The organism is Chthonomonas sp. (assembly GCA_016788115.1).
Lineage (GTDB): Bacteria > Armatimonadota > Fimbriimonadia > Fimbriimonadales > Fimbriimonadaceae > UBA2391.
Genome location: JAEURR010000007.1, coordinates 1 through 16,650, shown reverse-complemented (window position 1 = coordinate 16,650; position 16,650 = coordinate 1). Strand labels below are relative to the sequence as shown.

General features: G+C 58.5%; 13 protein-coding genes and 1 rRNA gene. 8 read left to right on the top strand and 6 right to left on the bottom strand.

Annotation, left to right across the window (positions count from 1 at the left end):
* The first annotated feature begins 88 nt into the window (after positions 1 to 88).
* The 3 genes from JNM85_07585 to JNM85_07575 are packed head-to-tail and all read left to right on the top strand — an operon-like array spanning position 89 to position 3,260.
* Positions 89 to 850 (top strand): type II secretion system protein, encoded by a 762-nt coding sequence (locus tag JNM85_07585; GenBank protein ID MBL8087914.1) that lies wholly within the window; start codon positions 89 to 91, stop codon positions 848 to 850.
* The gene (locus tag JNM85_07580) at positions 850 to 1,668 is read left to right on the top strand and encodes a type II secretion system protein (GenBank protein ID MBL8087913.1); all 819 of its coding nucleotides are present in this window, start codon (positions 850 to 852) and stop codon (positions 1,666 to 1,668) included. Before JNM85_07585 ends, JNM85_07580 begins: the two co-directional genes overlap by 1 nt.
* Positions 1,665 to 3,260, top strand: coding sequence for a hypothetical protein (locus JNM85_07575; GenBank protein ID MBL8087912.1), 1,596 nt, complete (start codon positions 1,665 to 1,667; stop codon positions 3,258 to 3,260). The genes JNM85_07580 and JNM85_07575 overlap by 4 nt, the downstream gene beginning before the upstream one ends.
* Here JNM85_07575 and clpB read toward each other — a convergent pair.
* From clpB to JNM85_07560, 3 genes are all read right to left on the bottom strand, one after another.
* Positions 3,247 to 5,865 carry an ATP-dependent chaperone ClpB gene (clpB, locus tag JNM85_07570; protein ID MBL8087911.1) on the bottom strand — a complete coding sequence of 873 codons (2,619 nt, stop codon included), beginning with the start codon at positions 5,863 to 5,865 and terminating at the stop codon, positions 3,247 to 3,249. The genes JNM85_07575 and clpB overlap by 14 nt on opposite strands.
* A gap of 135 nt (positions 5,866 to 6,000) precedes the next feature.
* Positions 6,001 to 6,276 (bottom strand): hypothetical protein, encoded by a 276-nt coding sequence (locus JNM85_07565; GenBank protein ID MBL8087910.1) that lies wholly within the window; start codon positions 6,274 to 6,276, stop codon positions 6,001 to 6,003.
* The gene (locus JNM85_07560) at positions 6,245 to 7,606 is read right to left on the bottom strand and encodes a D-alanyl-D-alanine carboxypeptidase (GenBank protein ID MBL8087909.1); all 1,362 of its coding nucleotides are present in this window, start codon (positions 7,604 to 7,606) and stop codon (positions 6,245 to 6,247) included. The genes JNM85_07565 and JNM85_07560 overlap by 32 nt, the downstream gene beginning before the upstream one ends.
* 46 nt (positions 7,607 to 7,652) lie before the next feature.
* On the opposite strand from JNM85_07560, the gene JNM85_07555 reads away from it, so the two are divergent.
* Complete coding sequence (locus JNM85_07555; GenBank protein ID MBL8087908.1) at positions 7,653 to 8,672, top strand: GNAT family N-acetyltransferase; 1,020 nt, start codon at positions 7,653 to 7,655, stop codon at positions 8,670 to 8,672.
* Here JNM85_07555 and JNM85_07550 read toward each other — a convergent pair.
* Positions 8,669 to 9,835 carry a hypothetical protein gene (locus JNM85_07550; GenBank protein MBL8087907.1) on the bottom strand — a complete coding sequence of 389 codons (1,167 nt, stop codon included), beginning with the start codon at positions 9,833 to 9,835 and terminating at the stop codon, positions 8,669 to 8,671. The genes JNM85_07555 and JNM85_07550 overlap by 4 nt on opposite strands.
* A gap of 59 nt (positions 9,836 to 9,894) precedes the next feature.
* Here JNM85_07550 and JNM85_07545 point away from each other — a divergent pair, with 59 nt between their 5' ends.
* Positions 9,895 to 10,257 (top strand): hypothetical protein, encoded by a 363-nt coding sequence (locus JNM85_07545; protein ID MBL8087906.1) that lies wholly within the window; start codon positions 9,895 to 9,897, stop codon positions 10,255 to 10,257.
* Positions 10,254 to 10,790, top strand: a complete 537-nt coding sequence (locus JNM85_07540) for an acyl-CoA thioesterase (protein ID MBL8087905.1) — start codon at positions 10,254 to 10,256, stop codon at positions 10,788 to 10,790. The genes JNM85_07545 and JNM85_07540 overlap by 4 nt, the downstream gene beginning before the upstream one ends.
* Before the next feature lies 1 nt (position 10,791).
* On the opposite strand, the gene mnmE is transcribed toward JNM85_07540, so the two are convergent.
* Positions 10,792 to 12,090: a tRNA uridine-5-carboxymethylaminomethyl(34) synthesis GTPase MnmE gene (gene mnmE / locus JNM85_07535; GenBank protein ID MBL8087904.1), complete on the bottom strand. Its 1,299-nt coding sequence runs from the start codon at positions 12,088 to 12,090 to the stop codon at positions 10,792 to 10,794.
* Positions 12,091 to 12,180: 90 nt separating this feature from the next.
* On the opposite strand from mnmE, the gene fsa reads away from it, so the two are divergent.
* Positions 12,181 to 12,852 carry a fructose-6-phosphate aldolase gene (fsa, locus tag JNM85_07530; protein MBL8087903.1) on the top strand — a complete coding sequence of 224 codons (672 nt, stop codon included), beginning with the start codon at positions 12,181 to 12,183 and terminating at the stop codon, positions 12,850 to 12,852.
* 4 nt (positions 12,853 to 12,856) lie between these two features.
* On the opposite strand, the gene JNM85_07525 is transcribed toward fsa, so the two are convergent.
* Positions 12,857 to 13,456, bottom strand: coding sequence for a hypothetical protein (locus JNM85_07525; GenBank protein ID MBL8087902.1), 600 nt, complete (start codon positions 13,454 to 13,456; stop codon positions 12,857 to 12,859).
* Between the two features lie 290 nt (positions 13,457 to 13,746).
* Here JNM85_07525 and JNM85_07520 point away from each other — a divergent pair.
* Positions 13,747 to 16,650, top strand: a 23S ribosomal RNA gene (locus JNM85_07520); the annotation flags it as partial.

Sequence of the window (16,650 nt, the reverse complement as noted above, 5' to 3'; positions counted from 1 at the left end):
GAACTGTGGAATGAGATTCTTAGATGTTCTCGATGACGATCGACAGCAGCCGGCGCAGCGTGCGTCCAGGGCTAGAAATGGAGGGGAAATGAACTCGAAGCGGTATCTGAGTCAACGGTGCAAACTGCTCCGCGGAATGACGCTCATCGAAGTGATGATCGGGATGTTCTGCGTGGTGATTCTGTGCGGCGCAATGTTTGGGATCATGGGTGCGTCGATGAAAATCAACAGCCGTACCGATGCCCGCACCGCCGCGATGTGGATTGCCAACCAGAAGATGGAAGAGCTCTGCTCGACCACCAACGGGGCGCGCGAGCTCATCAACGACCAGTCTTTCGCAATCGATGCGCGCATAGCCGAGCAGTTTCCCGAACTGAACAATCTGCGGTTGGCGGGCTCCTATAGCATCAAAGAGGTCGCCGGACAACCTGGACTCCAGCAGCTGACCGTCCGAGTTCAGTGGCGCAGTGCGAGCGCGTCGACGTCGAAGCCGTTGGCCGTTGAGATCTCCAGCATGGTGGCCGATCGATACGAGCTGAACGGCGCATCCATCGGCGATACCGAGAACGATGTCTTTGTCCCGCCACCGCCCCCGCCTGACCCACTTCCGCCCATTATCGTTTCTGACCCGGGTAGTTCCGGCGGCAGTAGTTCTGGCGGCAGCACAGGATGGGTCGAACCTCCTCCTCCTCCCCCCACCGACGACGACGATAGTTCGGGCGGCAACACGGGCGGAGGCGATTCGGGCGGAGGCGACTCGGGGGGCAATTCTGGAGGCGATTCCGGCGGATCCACCGGAGGCGGCCCGAGCTTGGAGCTTCCGATTGACTATGGAGGAATGTGGGGCTAGTGCGTAGCAAACAACGAGCATTCACGCTGATTGAGATCCTGGTGGCGATGATGATCATGGTCTTGCTCCTCGGCACACTGTTCGCGGCGACGCTACAGACGTCGCGAATGGCGGTCAAAGTGGAGAACGAAGCGCAGTCCGCCATTCAGGTGCGAACCGGCATGGCGGCACTGATTTCGGACATTAGGATTGGGTCGCGGATCCTGAGCCGTTACCCGGCGACGGGCGATCCGGTTGCGACGAGCAACACCAATCGCTCCATTGTCGTGCAGGTCCCCCGGTTCGAAACCGACGGAACCATGTCGCTCACCGACTACGACGTGGTGGCGTACGTATGGACTCCGTCGGACGATGGCTCGGGGCCGGTGGTCAGGTCGACTGCGCGCGTTCGCAATGGCGCCGAAGGTGACATGGTGACCGACCGGACAGTTTTGCGCTCGATCTCAGACTTCCAGATCGCCTACCAAGCGACAGAAAGTTTCATGGGCAACGACTCGCAGACCTCGTGGGGTCTAAGCGGCCGTCCGGTTGGTACGACGAACCAGAAGATCTATATGGGTTCCAAGGACTGGAATGGCACGGCGATGGCGAGGTTTGCCGATAGCTCGGTGGAGTTCGAAAGACCGCCGCGTTGGGGAATTCCGATTGATGTGGTCTACGACGTCGATCCCGGCACGAGCACCCTCCCGAACGGTGCCTCGGCGGCAACCATGGTCCGGCTAGAGATCGGAACCAAGGCCGTGCACAGGACCACCAGCTACAAAGACAGAAGCCATTCAGTGAAATTGCAGATGAGCGCGGAGTTGAAGAACCGATGAAACAGTACGTAACTAGAAGTCGACGTCAGCGAGGGTTCGGTAGCACCGTCCTCGTCGTGGTCGTGCTTGGGGTCTTAGCCGTCGGCGTGGGAGCAATGACGCTCACGATGTCGGCGTACCAGAATTCCAACCGCTCTGCGGAAAAGTACCAGGCGACTGCACTAGCCGAAGCAGGAGTTCAGGACCTGTACAACCGAATTCGGCGACAAATGCAGACCTCCGGCGACTTTCCGTTCACGCTGGACTCAGTTGAGCTCGACCACAACCAAGTGGCGGGGCACAGCGCAGGCACGTACTCGGCGCGCGTCGTGAACTGGAGCAACAGTACCGAGGACGTGAACTACGACGGCCGCGTCCGTCGCGTCACCTACAAGTTTGAGATAGAAGGTTTGGGTACGTCGGTAACCGGAATCGCAAGCAAGGTTCGCACGAAGTTTACGGGGCAAGTTGACTTCAATCTGAAGAAGATCACGACCACTACAAAAATTGGCGATGCGCCAGCTCAAATCTACTATCCGAAGGCGGCCATGTCCACGAATGGACAGCTCAATATACAGAATTCGGCGGGAATGGAAGTCGGTGCCCCCGGTGGTCAGGCCCACCTTTTGGCGAACGATGGAATGAAATGGGATCCGCACGGCTCGGCCAAGGAGACGTTTGGATCTGCGGCCGTCCTGAAAGTGCAGGGACAAATCGCAGTCGCCAGAGATGCGTACGATTTCACTGTCAGCTCGAACGGCCTCGGCAATGGCAACGGAGAGAAGAACTACACGACCGATTCAGCGGCGGCGTCGATGCCCGACAACACCATCCTCTATTCGGGTTCGCGCATCGCGTTCGCGGACTCCGGAGTCGTGTCCACTTGGCAGACCCGGTGGAGAACCACCGCTTCCGTGAAGGTCACCCCAACCAGCGTGAGCACCTCCTCGATGACGCCGGATGCGAGTGGCAACAAGGTGATTGAGGCACCGTCTTACATCGAAGGCGACCTCACGATCAATTCCGGGGACATCCTGAAACTGAAGCCCACGAGTACCAACCCTTCAAGAAACATCATCTATGTGAACGGCAAGGTCACCAATGCAGGGGCGCTTCAGAATCTCGGGGTGAAGATTGTCGTCGTGGACAAGTACTCCGAGTCGGCGAGCGGCTCGTACGGAGTGGCCACTGCGGGCAGCATTTTCTCAAACCAGACCCGTGTTCTCCAGAACAGTGGTCTCCTCGTCCTTGGCGAAGGGAAGGATGCGGTGAGGATCCAAAGCGGCGCGACTACGACTTCAGGGTTGATCTATGCGATGCGCGGTGGGATCGACATCGACGCGGACTCCAAGCAGATCAGTGGGCTGCTCGTTTCCGGCGGTTCCGGAAACGATGGTGGGATCGACATCAAGATGTCGAAGACGGGCAAGTTCAAGCTGATTTACACCCCCGAAGCCGCCATCCCAGGAGACATAGCCGCCGGTGACCTCGAGAAGATCGACGTGACTTACGAGATCAATGGCGTGCGAAGTCCGTTCAACGCGACCCGGATGACCGAGTGGGTTGAACTAGACAAAGCGGGCAAGGTCGTCAACACCTTTACGAAAGGCTGACCTCGGTGTCGGGCACCGCGGTGAATTGGAACTGCCCCTGGGCCCAGTCCACCGCAATGCTCGCGCCGTCCGTGATCTCGCCCGCGAGCAACTTGGTTGCAAGCGGATTCAGGATCGACTGCTGAATCTGCCGCTTGAGCGGGCGCGCGCCGTACACCGGGTCAAACCCGCTGCTTGCCAAGTGAAGTGCTGCCGCATCGGTGAGCGTCAGAGTGATCTTGCGCTCCGCGAGCCTGTCCGAAAGCAGGGCTAGCTGAATCTCGACGATGCGTCGAATCTCGCCCATCCCCAGCGGTCGGAAAACGATCATGTCGTCAAGCCGGTTCACGAACTCTGGCCGGAAGAACGTCCTTGCTTCGGCGATCACCCGCTCTGCAATCTCTTCGAAGCTATCAGGATTCGTCATCGGGTCGCCATAGTGGTGACTCCCTAGATTGCTCGTCATGATGATTACCGTGTTGCGGAAATCGACCGTGCGCCCCTGACCGTCGGTCAGCCGTCCATCGTCCAAGAGCTGCAGGAGGACGTTGAAGACCTCTGGGTGCGCCTTCTCGACTTCATCGAGGAGGATGACGCTGTAAGGTCGACGCCGGACCGCCTCGGTCAGCTGTCCGCCCTCGTCGTACCCTACGTACCCTGGAGGTGCACCGAGCAATCGCGCCACCGTATGCCTCTCCGAGTACTCGCTCATGTCGATGCGCACCAAGGCGCGCTCATCGTCGAACATGAACTCAGCGAGGGCGCGTGCGGTTTCGGTCTTGCCGACGCCCGTGGGTCCAAGGAACAGGAACGAACCGATCGGCCGGTTTGGGTCGGCAATACCCGCCCGGGAGCGACGAATCGCGTCGCTGATGACTCGGAGCGCAGTGCCTTGGCCGACAACGCGTTTTTCGAGGTGCGATTCCAGCGTCAGCAGCTTGGCCATCTCGCCTTGCAGGAGCTTGCTCACGGGGATGCCGGTCCACTTGCTGACGATCTCGGCGACGTCCTCGCTGTCGACCTCTTCCTTCAGCATCTTGTCTTCGGATTGGAGCGCCTCCAACGTCCGAGTCTCTTCATCAAGCTTCGCTTGAATCTCGGGCAGACGGCCATTCTTGATCTCTGCCGCACGCGCATAGTCGTAATCGCGGTTGGCAGCTTCAAGCTGAACCGTCAGTTCGTCCAATTGCTGCTTGAGCGTCCGGAGCGATTCAATCTTGCTTTTCTCGACTTGCCACCGTCCGCTGAGTTCGTTTTCTTGATCGGTTAACTCGGAAATTTTGCGGCGCGTCACATCAAGGCGCTCCTGGCTGGCCTTATCGGGCTCCTTCACCAAGCTCGCCTCGTCGATTTTGAGCTGCATGATCTGGCGCCGGACGACGTCGATCTCGCCGGGAACGCTGTCGATCTCCATCTTCAGCTTGCTCGCCGATTCGTCGATGAGGTCGATCGCCTTGTCGGGCAAGAACCGGTCCGAGATGTAACGGTGGCTCAACGTCGCCGCGGCGACGAGCGCCGAGTCGGTAATCCGCACGCCGTGGTGGATCTCGTAGCGGCCCTTCAGCCCGCGTAAGATCGAAATCGTCTCTTCGACCGTAGGCTCATCGGCGAGGACGGTTTGGAATCGGCGCTCCAGGGCAGCGTCCTTCTCCACATGGAGTCGGTATTCGTTCAGGGTCGTCGCGCCCACGCAACGGAGTTCGCCCCGTGCCAGCATCGGCTTGAGCATGTTCGCCGCGTCCAGCGAGCCTTCTGCCTTGCCCGCGCCGACGAGCGTGTGAAGCTCATCGATGAAGAGGATGATTCGACCGTCGGACTGCTTGATCTCGTCAAGCACCGACTTCAGGCGATCCTCGAACTCGCCGCGGTACTTTGCTCCAGCGACCATTGCCCCGAGGTCGAGGGCGATCACGCTCTTTTCGCGAAGACTCTCAGGGACGTCACCGTTCACGATACGTTGCGCGAGACCTTCGACGATGGCGGTTTTGCCGACTCCCGGCTCGCCGATGAGCACCGGATTGTTCTTCGTGCGGCGGCTGAGGACCTGAATCACGCGGCGGATCTCATCGTCCCGGCCGATCACGGGGTCCAGTTTGCCTGCACGTGCTCGGGCGGTGAGGTCGATCCCGTACTTCTCGAGCGCCTGGTAGCGGTCCTCGGCGCTGGCGTCGGTGACTTTCTTGCCCCCCCGGATTTGCTCCATCGCGGCTGCTAGTGCTTCGCGCGTCGCGCTCAAACTGCGCATGATCGTCCCCGCACGGCCCTTCTCCTCAGAGATTGCGAGCAGGACGTGCTCCGACGAGACGAAGTCGTCGTCCATGGTGTCGGCGATTCGAAACGCGTCGTTGAAAACCGTTTGAAGCCGACCGGACATGTTGCCGCCAAAGCCGGACGCGCCGCCTTGGACCTTTGGTTGGCGGTCCAGCTCAGCAAACAACTCGTGCAGCGCGGTTGCAGAATTGGCACCGACCTTGTCAAAGAGCGATTTCGCAATCCCACCATCAAGTTCCAGAAGGCCAAAGAGCATATGCTCCACGTCAATCGTTGCGTGCTGCTTGAGCTCCGCAATCGATTGAGCCGCTTTTAGGGCGTCTTGTGCCTTCAGAGTCAGTTTGTCAAATCTCATGGCTTTAGTGTCTCACTATCAAGTGACATTACAAAAAACGACTTATGATCGAAATCCGTTCCAACCGGGCTCGAAATAATACAGGCATCGGAACGAGTTCCGATGCCTGTATTTTGGATGGATTCGGGTACCGAATTAGGCAGCCGCGAAGAACCAAGAGCACCAAATGAGAATGTAGGCAGCACTGCCGATGAGGCAGGCTCGGCGGCAGAACTCCTTGTGCGCGTGTCCGTATTTGGCGAGGAAAAGCCAAGCGATGACGAGCGTTGCGCCCTTGACGAAAGCAAAGAGCCACTCGCTAGTTTCAATGACCGGCCGCATGATCGGATTCAGTTCGACGATCTGGCCCTGCTGGTGAAGAACCGCGGTTGCGACGAGGTCAACGAACCCAATTCCGAGCAGGAGATACAACGCTCGCGTTGGGAATGTTGCGTGCACTGATTGCGCCATGTTGCGTGCCAACGTCAAAAGCCGTGCCATAGAGAGAACCTTGCTCCAACTTTACAACCACGGAGTCCAGAATAGAACGGACTTTTTGCGAGTTTGCGGGCGCGTTGTTCACGATCATGCTGACGATGATCTCTTCGCCAGACACGTTCTTGATGAATCCGGAGAGCGAGACTACTCCGGTGAGGGTTCCCGTCTTGCCCCGGAAGCTTGATCCCGCGAGGCGGCCCTCAAGGGTGCCGCGACCCGGGGAGGCAAGCGCATCGCTGTACATCATCCACCACGGCTGTGTCTTGCTCCATTGAAGCAGACTCGTCAGCCCCCGCGCCGTGACCAAGTTTTGCCGAGCCAGTCCGCTGCCATCGACGACGTTCGCTAGCGGTTCTTTCCAACCGACCGTATCGAAAAGGAACCGCTCGGCCTGCTGAGTTGCATCGGAATAGATGTTCTCGACCTGTTTGTTCCGGTTCGGTGCCGCACCCATGAGCAGCAGACTTTCCGCATAGAGGTTGTCGCTCCGGACGAGACAGTCCTCGACGGTCTCAATCAGCCGGGGTCCAATGATGGCGGCGTCCGGGTTTCGTTTGGGGATCACGGCGTAGCCGATCGCAATGTCGCCAAAGAGCTTTGATGCCACGGCGGAGGGATCGCGCAGTGCAAACGCCTCGATCATCGTGGGGACCGTGGGGAGTTTTCCAGAGAGCGTTAGCTTCCCGGTCCAGTAGTTGTAGCTCGCTTTGGCCGCACCTTTTGGGCTGCCGTAGCCAATGCTCAGCCCGTACTCCTTGGGCATCGGGCGGATTTTGCCGTTCTCGGCCCAAACCTCGAAGCTCCCGCGGTCAAACGTGAATGCGCTCACAGGAGCGGCGTATCGGTTTGGCAGATCTCCGACTTCCCATTCGCCGTGAATACCCGGGTTGTACGCCTGCTGGACATACACGTATTTGGCCCGTCCCAGCTTGGTCGCGACCTCTTGCAGTTGAGACCACTTCAGGGTTGGATCGCCAGGCGCATTGATGATTATCGTGTCCCCCTCGCGCCAGAACAGGGTCATCGGCGTGTAGCTAAACCCAAGTTTGTTGAGAGCGAAGAGGGATGAAATGAGTTTCTGATTACTGGCCGGGACCATCCGTCGTTCCGAGTCACGATCGAAGATCACGCGACCCGTCGAATCGACCGCGAGCGCGGAGATGGATGCACCCTTGAGCGCTGGATCGGCAAGCAGCGTCGTGATCTCTTGTTGGATCGTCAGCGGCTGGGCCGCGGTCAGGAGTGCAAGCGCCGGTACAAGCATCCCGGGTTTTTACCTGAGTCCGTATACTTGCGAGATGCGTGAGGGCGTGGAGATTCGAAGGGGGCAGGCAAGTGACGGACCGGGCGTCGCGCGCGTCAAGTTGGCCGCTTGGCGTCAGCAGTACGCAGACATTTTGCCCGCCGAATACCTTTCTGCCATGACCACCGCAGGTGCGGTCCAGCTCTGGGAATCGACTGTCGCCAAGCTCCCAACATGGGTGGCGGTGCTGGAGGGAACGGTGGTCGGTTACGCGATCCGCAAGCGAACTGGCTATCCGGAAATGCCGCATCAGCAAGAACTCGGCGCGCTGTACGTGCATCCCGATGTGCAAGGGAGAAAAATCGGGGCTCAGCTGACCGCGGCGTTCGTGCGGGATCTGCTGCGGGACGGCGAGCGCGGCTGCGTCATCTGCTCGTTTTCGGCCAATTCGCGCGCGCGAACAATCTATTCTGGCTGGGGCGGGCAGGACTATGGAGAAGGGGTTTTCACGGTGGATGGCGTCCCCTATCCCGATCAGCGATTTGTGTTCGACGATCTCAGCGCTTTGCACCATCGGCTCGCTCCCGTGTCTATTCGAGGGCTATCCGCTACAGACGATTTGGAGCGGATCACCGAGGTGCTGCATGCCGCCTACGGGCAGGTCGCCGAGCGCGAAGGTTTGCGATTCTTGGCTTCGCACCAGACGTCCGAGGTGACTCGCGAGCGAATTGAAGGTGGGGTTGCCACATGGGTTGCCGAGTGCCACGGAAGTCTCATCGGAACGGTGACGTTGCATCCGTGCAGAACTTATTCGACCGACGGGTATAAGCCGCCCGCCCCAACGTGTTGGTTCGGCCAGTTTGCCATCGACCCCGAGTACCAGCGATTGGGTTTGGGGAGCAGGATGCTTAGGGTCGTGGAGGAGGAGGCTAGAGCTCAGGGAGCTCAATACCTCGCTCTGGACACCGCCCAACCTGCGACGGGGCTCATCGCCTTTTACGAGCGCGAGGGATTTACCATCGTCGCAGAAGTCGACTGGCAACCAGTCACGAACTATCTGAGCTGGGTGATGATCAAGCCGCTCTAGCCGCGCGGGTCGAGCGGAATGTTCTTCACTTCGATGCGCTTGCCGACGTACGGCTTCAGCCGGAGTTTGGCGATGTTCTTCGGATCCACGGTGATGAACACGGTGCGATCGCCCAATTGTCGGTCTTGGTAGCCGGGGATTGCGGGCCGGTTGAACATGCCCTTTTCGCGCAATTTCGGATTCTCGCGAAGCTGGTCCGGATTGGGGGGAGTCGTGTCTCCAATCGCTCCGTTCGCCCCTGCAAACCGGATCTCGTTGCCCGATGCATCGAGCAACTCCAAGTCAAACCCGGTCTCGCTTGCGCCCTCTCCGGACAGACTGAAACCAAGCTTCCAAGCGCTACTGACATTGCTCGTCGTGGGTGCACTTTTCGCGGCCGATTCTACGCTCGAGAGAGTCACGGTTGCGCCACCGAGCTTTGCAGTTGAGCCGGCGGTGGCGGGTATCTCAGCCACTCCCTCAAGGAACTCGACATCCAACGCGAAGAGGGACGTTGATCGTTGAGACCGTCCGGCGACGACTCCGAGCACCTCGTAGAGGGTGAAGAGCTTATCGGGGTTCTGGCGGTCGTAGGGCTGTTCAGAGTCCATTCGGAACGTAGGGCGACGGTCGAGTGAGGTACCCGCCTGAATCATGTTCACGAACCGCCCTGCGCCTCGGCCCTTGATCATGGTCACGATGAAGCGCTTTTTGAACTCCTTGGGCATTTCCTCAGTGATGCTTGGGCTGACGGATCGTGACTTGGCCATGGCCGCGTTCACCGCCTGAGTGAGGTCGATCGAGAGTGCGCCCGTGTAGTCCCAGCACTTTGCGTCCGGGCCCGATAGATCGCACACGCCCCGAACTGTCAGCGTCCTGAATGGCTTGGCGTCGGAAGTGTTACGCTTTGTAGTCGCGCCTGGGGTCCCGGGCCCACGGCCAGGGATGGGGGGGATTTTTGTTCCATCGGGCAAGGTGGGCTGGTTGTTGGATGCGACGGGCGTTTGGCCAGGAGCGCCCGAAGACTGGGCACCCGCGCCAGGTTGTGCGGGGTCAGCGCCGGTGGTCGCGCCGCCTGCTTCCGTGCCTTTCGCCGCTGGCATCGGTGCCGACTTGGTATTCGAGCACCCTCCTGCGAGGACGGAAACAAGCGCAAGCCAAAGAGCAGGTCGGATGCGAGCCATGCCCTAGTATGAACGAGCCGACTCCTAAGGTACATTTGTCAGGCTAGGGACTTGGCAAGATGAAACGAACTTTGAGCCTGATGACAGTTGCACTGTGTTTCGTCGGGGGCATCGCGGGGTGCACCCCAAAGTCGGACATGGTTGCGTTGACCCTAAAGTTCGAGAACCCTCGCGACATCAAAGACCTGGTCCTGAAGGGTGAGAACACTGAGTGGAAGTACAGTCCGGCGGCGTTCGACGTCGTGATCACCCGCAAAGTCACCCCCGGGACGTACACCCTCACGTGGAAGTCGCCCACGACTTCGTTTGAGTTTCAGATCAAGATCGATGACGTCGGGGAAGCGTCGCTGTACCTGACCGAAACGCCGCCCTACGTCGAGGCCAGCCGTGCTGAAGTGTTGAGCGGTGGAGCAAACGGTTGAGCGTTCGGACCAAGACGGTTTCGGAATCGCGTGTCAGAATTGCGGTCGTCATTGAACCCACCGATGCCAACTTCTTGGGTAAGGCGTTTGGCGCAGCAATCCTTGCTAAGATCGACATTTGCGCCTATGCGACGGCAAGCAAGTACGCGGGCGGCATCGCGGTCACCGCGAGCTTTGACCGGGTCGATTTCCACGAGCCGATCGAAGTGGGTGAACTTGTTGAAATGGAAGGGCTCATCACCTACGTGGGCCGAACTTCGATGGAAGTCACGATCGAAATCTACGCAACCAACCTGATGGAAGGCACCCGCAGGCATACCAACACCGCTCGGGTGACGATGGTCTACCTGAAGGACGGCAAACCTGCGGAGGTCCCTCGCCTCGTCTGCGAGAACCGCGAAGAGAAGCTGCGATTCTTGGAAGGAAAGATGCGGAGGGATCGTCGCGTACGGCATCGAGCCGAGTTTGAGGAGATCAAGCAAGACTTGAGCAGAATGTCGGACGCAGAACTGGACGCGCTCATCGGCGCGTAGGTCACTTGCCGATGCAGAAGTCGGCGAAGATACGGTCCACCATATCCACCGTCGAGGTCTCGCCGGTCACTATCCCGATCTGGTGAATGGCATCGCGCAAGCAGGTGGACACTAGGTCGGTTGGCAGGTCGCGTTCCAAGGTTTCGATCGCCGTGTGGGTCGAAGCCATCGCTTGGGTTAGGTAGGGAACGTGCCGGGCTTGGATGAAAATCTCTGCCTCGACTTCTTGGAGATTTGCTCGTCGGACGATCTCCTCGGTGAGTTCGGCGATTCCTGTTCCGGTGACCGCGCTCGTTGCGAGCTCGACGGCCGGATGCTTGAGCAAGTCGGCCTTGGAGATGACGCGCAACACCCGGGCGTCTTTGGCTCCATGCATCCATTCGCCACGGTCATCCGCTGCTTTGAGGTCGATGACCAGGTCGGCGGCTTCCGCCTCCCGGCGGGAGCGCTCAACGCCGAGGCGCTCGACCTCGTCGTCGGAATCTCGGAGCCCTGCGGTGTCCACAAGTCTGACGGGAACCGATCCAAGCTCGACCAACTCCTCTACGGTGTCGCGGGTGGTCCCAGCCGTCGGGGTCACGATTGCACGGTCAATGCCAAGCAGGGCGTTCAGGAGCGAAGACTTGCCAGCATTGGGCTTGCCTAGAATCACGACCCGGAATCCGTCGCGAAGCACGCGTCCGCGGTCGGCGGTTGCCTCCAGGGCGGCGAGCGCTTGCAGCGTCTCGGTGAGCACGGCGAGGGAAGCGTCTGTATCCAGATCGCCAATCTCTTCGGCGAAGTCGGTCGTGGCCTCGACGGCGGCGAGCACCCCGTAGAGTCGATCCACGATGTGCCGAAGTTGCTTGTGCAGATGCCCGTCGCGAGTCCTTTGGGCAGCTCGAAGTTGCGTTTCGGTGAGCGCCTCGATCGTGTCGCGCACAGACTCGGCTTGCGTAAGATCGATGCGGCCGTTCATGAAAGCTCGCCGGGTGAATTCTCCGGGCTCTGCGGGCCGGCAACCAGCGCGAAAACACGCCGCTAGCAGAGCGCGCACGCTCGCAGGTGAGCCGTGGATGTTGCACTCGATGGTGGCTTCGCCGGTGTAACTGTGCCCGGGTTCAAAGGCGATAAGCAGCCCATCGTCCCCGTGCGAAAAGCGCCCATAGTAAGCGTGTCGAGGGACGATGGGATCTGCGAGCGGCTGGAACACTTGCCGAGCCACTGAGAACGCCTGTGGCCCCGACACGCGGACAATCGCGACCGCCGCGCGCTGTGCGCCGGTGATACACGCTGCGATCGTCCCCAAGTCAACTGTCAACGGCAACCCCAGACGGGACTGATATGGTGAGAAGGGTCGCCGAGCATCGTCGAGAGGTTTACCCGGCGAGAGAGGATACAATCATGGGCGATGAAACTCTTTGTAGATACCGGCGAACTGGATGAAGTGAAGCGCGCAGCGGAATGGGGGGTGCTAGACGGAGTCACGACTAATCCAACACTCATCGCAAAGTCGGGCAAGCGGTTCCGAGAGACCGTCCTCGCCATGTGCGAGCTCCTTCCAGAGGGTGACATCAGCGCCGAAGTCGTGGCGACCGATTACGAAACGATGCTCAAGGAAGCGCTTGAAATCGCGAGCTGGCACCCGAACATTGTCGTCAAGGTGCCGCTCATTGAGCCCGGCGTTCGGTTGGTCAAGACGCTCGCGGACCGGGACATCCGCACGAACGTCACGCTGGTTTTCACGGTGAGTCAGGCGCTGCTTGCGGCAAAGGCCGGGGCAACGTACATCAGCAATTTCGTCGGACGCGTGGACGACATCAGCGATGAGGGCATGCGCGCAGTCGCGGATACCGTCGAGATGGTCGAGCGATTTGGGTTTGAGAGTCAGGTCCTTGCGGCGAGCATTCGCCATCCGCTACACATGGTCCAGGCGGTACAGGCGGGCGCTCATGTCGCAACGCTGCCGCTCAAGATCCTTGAGATGATGTTCAAGCACCCGCTAACGGATTCGGGCTTGGAGCGGTTCTTGGCCGACTGGCAGAAGGCCGGGCTGTCGATTTTTGAACCGGCGCGCGCCTAGGGCGTTACTGCTTGCGAACCGCGGCCCGTTCGGGAACGATGCTCCACTTGACTGCGGCGGACTCGGTTCGGGGTCGGCGGAAGATTTGGGCGTTTCGCGCCCTGAGTACCTTCTTGATCGCCCGCCATTGCTCCGCCCCAACTTGGTCCTCATCGATGCCCAGAATCTGCGCCTTGAGGCTGTAGGTACCGGGCTCAAGGACCGAGCCCACGTTGATGAGCGGAACGGTCACGATGGTGGATTTCTTGGGTGGGATGAAAACCAGGTCCTCGACAGTAACGGGACCCTGATGCTCGGAACCGTAGTTCAGCGTGTCGGTGATGAGGCTGTCACCACCGCCCTCGTAGAGCAGCAGTCGCCCATGGACTTGATCCACAGGGACCGCGATCGTCTGCGTGGTGTTGTTTCGAATGCTGAGCGCGGCACGGGAGAGCTTACTCGGGTGGATGAGCCCCTTGATGATCGGGCCTTTGGGGACTCGGATGATCTTGACGGTGACCGGGGGGCCAGCCGAAACGGGGGCGGCGCTGCCCTTGGTCCTGGAACCCGTGTCGTTACAGTCAAAGCCCGCGATGCAGAGCAAGGCTGCACCAACGACAATCACTGAGCTAAAGCGGGGCCGACTTCGGTTCATTCCAATTCGTACTATCGGTCGATCCGGACGTTTCTGCACCCCTCGCGCAGGAAGACTAGCGGGGTTGCGGGGGCGCTCGGGGGAGGGCGACGATTTTCGAGAAAATCCCCCTATCCCCCTTGACACCCGGAGAGCCCTCTGGTATAGTTTCTCTTTGCCGCTGGACGGAGAAACCGAAAAGCGACGACGCGAAAGCACCTTGATAGTTGAATATAGAACTGTAGGAACGCGCATCAGTTTAAGCAAGCATGAACACACAGTGTTAAGCTACTAAGAGTGTGCGACGAATGCCTAGGGACGAATTGCCGAAGAAGGACGCGTAAGCTGCGAAAAGCTGCGGGGAGCTGCACAAGAGCGAAGATCCGCAGATGTCCGAATGGGGAAACCCAGCTAGGGTCATGCCTAGTTACCCGTACCTGAATACATAGGGTGCGAGGAGGGAACCTGGTGAACTGAAACATCTAAGTAACCAGAGGAAAAGAACTCGAAGAGATTCCGTAAGTAGCGGCGAGCGAAAGCGGAAGAGGCCAAACCAGTCGGTTTACCGGCTGGGGTAGTGGGGCATCCACCAAGTTCCCCAAACGAAGGGACGGACCGAGAGATCGGAAAGGACCTTTTGTTTGAGGAATTTGGAAAAGAAGATTGAACTTGGTTTAGAAGAACAGCGTTGGAAAGCGTGGCCATAGAGGGTGACAGCCCCGTATTATAAAGACCAACCAAATTCAGGATGTACCCGAGTAGCGCGGAGCACGAGGAACCCCGCGTGAATCTGTCCGGACCACCGGATAAGCCTAAATACGATTCGTCACCGATAGTGCATCCAGTACCGTGAGGGAAAGGTGAAAAGAACCCCGGGAGGGGAGTGAAATAGAACCTGAAATCGCAACACTCGCAAACAGTCAGAGCACCATGGGCGGAGCAATCCGTTCAAGTGTTATGGCGTACCTTTTGCAGAATGATCCTGCGAGTTACTTAGTAGTGGCAAGGTTAAGTGTCTCAGACACGGAGCCGGAGGGAAACCGAGTCCGAATAGGGCGTCAAGTCATTACTAGTAGACCCGAAACTGCGTGATCTAGCCATGGTCAGGTTGAAGTGTTGGTAACACAACATGGAGGACCGAACTCATTGACGTTGAAAAGTCTCGGGATGAACTGTGGTTAGTCCGGTGAAATGCCAATCGAACGCAGAGATAGCTGGTTCTCTCCGAAATGTATTGAGGTACAGCGTTACGTGTTTCGTTCTGGGGGTAGAGCACTGAATGGGCTAGGGGGCCTACCAGCTTACTGAACCCAATCAAACTCCGAATACCAGAACGTGAAGCGTAGCAGTGAGACTGCGAGGGATAAGCCCCGTGGTCAAAAGGGAAACAACCCAGATCGTCAGCTAAGGGCCCTAAACCCAGGCTAAGTGTGAAACGATGTGAGATCGCGTAAACAGCCAGGAGGTTGGCTTGGAAGCAGCCATCCTTTAAAAAGTGCGTAATAGCTTACTGGCCGAATGTGATCTTGCGCGGAAAATGTAAGGGGGCTAAAGCCTGGTCCCGAAGCTACGGGATCCCGCATGAGCGGTGATCGGTAGGAGAGCGTCGTCAGTGCAGTGAAGCTTGAGCGTAAGCACAGGTGGAGCGCTGTCGAGTGAGAATGCAGGAATGAGTAGCGATCACTGAGGTGAGAATCCTCAGCGCCGAAAACCTAAGGTTTTTCCGGCTATGTTCGTCAGACGGAAGTTAGGCGGACCTAAGGCGAGGCCAGAAGGCGTAGCCGATGGACAGCAGGTAGATATTCCTGCCCCAGTCATAGTGCGATGGATGACGCTTCTACAAGCTTACGACAGACCGTTGGTTGTTCTGCTCGGAGTCTTCGGACGATGAGGTGTAGGTGAGTAGGGGCCGAGAAAAACTCCTAAGCTTCAGCTATGGCTGACCGTACTGTAAACCGACACAGGTAGGTGAGTCGAGGAGACTAAGGCGTTCGGAAGAACTCTCGTTAAGGAACTAGGCAAATTGACCCCGTAACTTAGGAAGAAGGGGTGCCCCGCAAGGGGCCGCAGCAAAGCAGCCGGGGCGACTGTTTACCAAAAACACAGGTCTCTGCTAAGGTGAAAACCGAAGTATAGGGGCTGACGCCTGCCCAATGCTAGTAGATTAACAGGAGATGTCAGGGGCAACCCGAAGCATTGAATCGAAGTCCTAGTGAATGGCGGCCGTAACTCTAACGGTCCTAAGGTGGAATGTAAACTGCCCGTGTCTAGCGTAATCTAGACAAAAGTATCTGGCTATATGCTGGAATATCCGGTGTATCCGGCACTACTCAGCAATGAGTGACAATGTGTCCGGTGCGGACAATCAGCAGGAAAGGCCGTCGAGCAATCGACGGAATCCTCAGAGACCACACGCCAGACACCCCAAGTGGGTGAAGATATGGTCCCATCTGCATGGCGACATGTAGGGATCGTCCCCGGAATAGGACGATCCGCTCAGCGGGCAACTGCTGAGTAAGATAGTGAGCGAAATTCCTTGTCGGCTAAATACCGACCCGCATGAAAGGCGTAACGACTTCGGCACTGTCTCAACGAGAAATCCGGTGAAACTGTAGTACCCGTGAAGATGCGGGTTCCGCGCAGTAGGACGGAAAGACCCCGTGGAGCTTTACTACACCTTCAGATTGTTGATTGGATGTAGATGTAGAGCGTAGGTGGGAGCGTAAGCATCAATGGAACACCACCCTTCTACATCTGGTTAACTAACCTGCACCGTTATCCGGTGTGGAGACAGTCTGTGGCGGGTAGTTTGACTGGGGCGGTCGCCTCCCAAAAAGTAACGGAGGCGTACAAAGCTACACTCAGCCTGGTCGGAAATCAGGCGTTGAGCATATAGGTATAGAGTGTGGTTGACTGTGAGACTGACAAGTCGAGCAGGTGCGAAAGCAGGTCTAAGTGACCCTCTGGTTGTGCGTGGGCACGCCAGGGTTCAACGGATAAAAGCTACCCCGGGGATAACAGGCTGATCTTGCCCGAGCGCTCACAGCGACGGCATGGTTTGGCACCTCGATGTCGGCTCGTCGCATCCTGGGGCTGTACAAGGTCCCAAGGGTTCCGGAGTTCACGGATTAAAGCGGCACGCGAGCTGGGTTCAGAACGGCGTGAGCCAGTTCGGTCCCTATCCA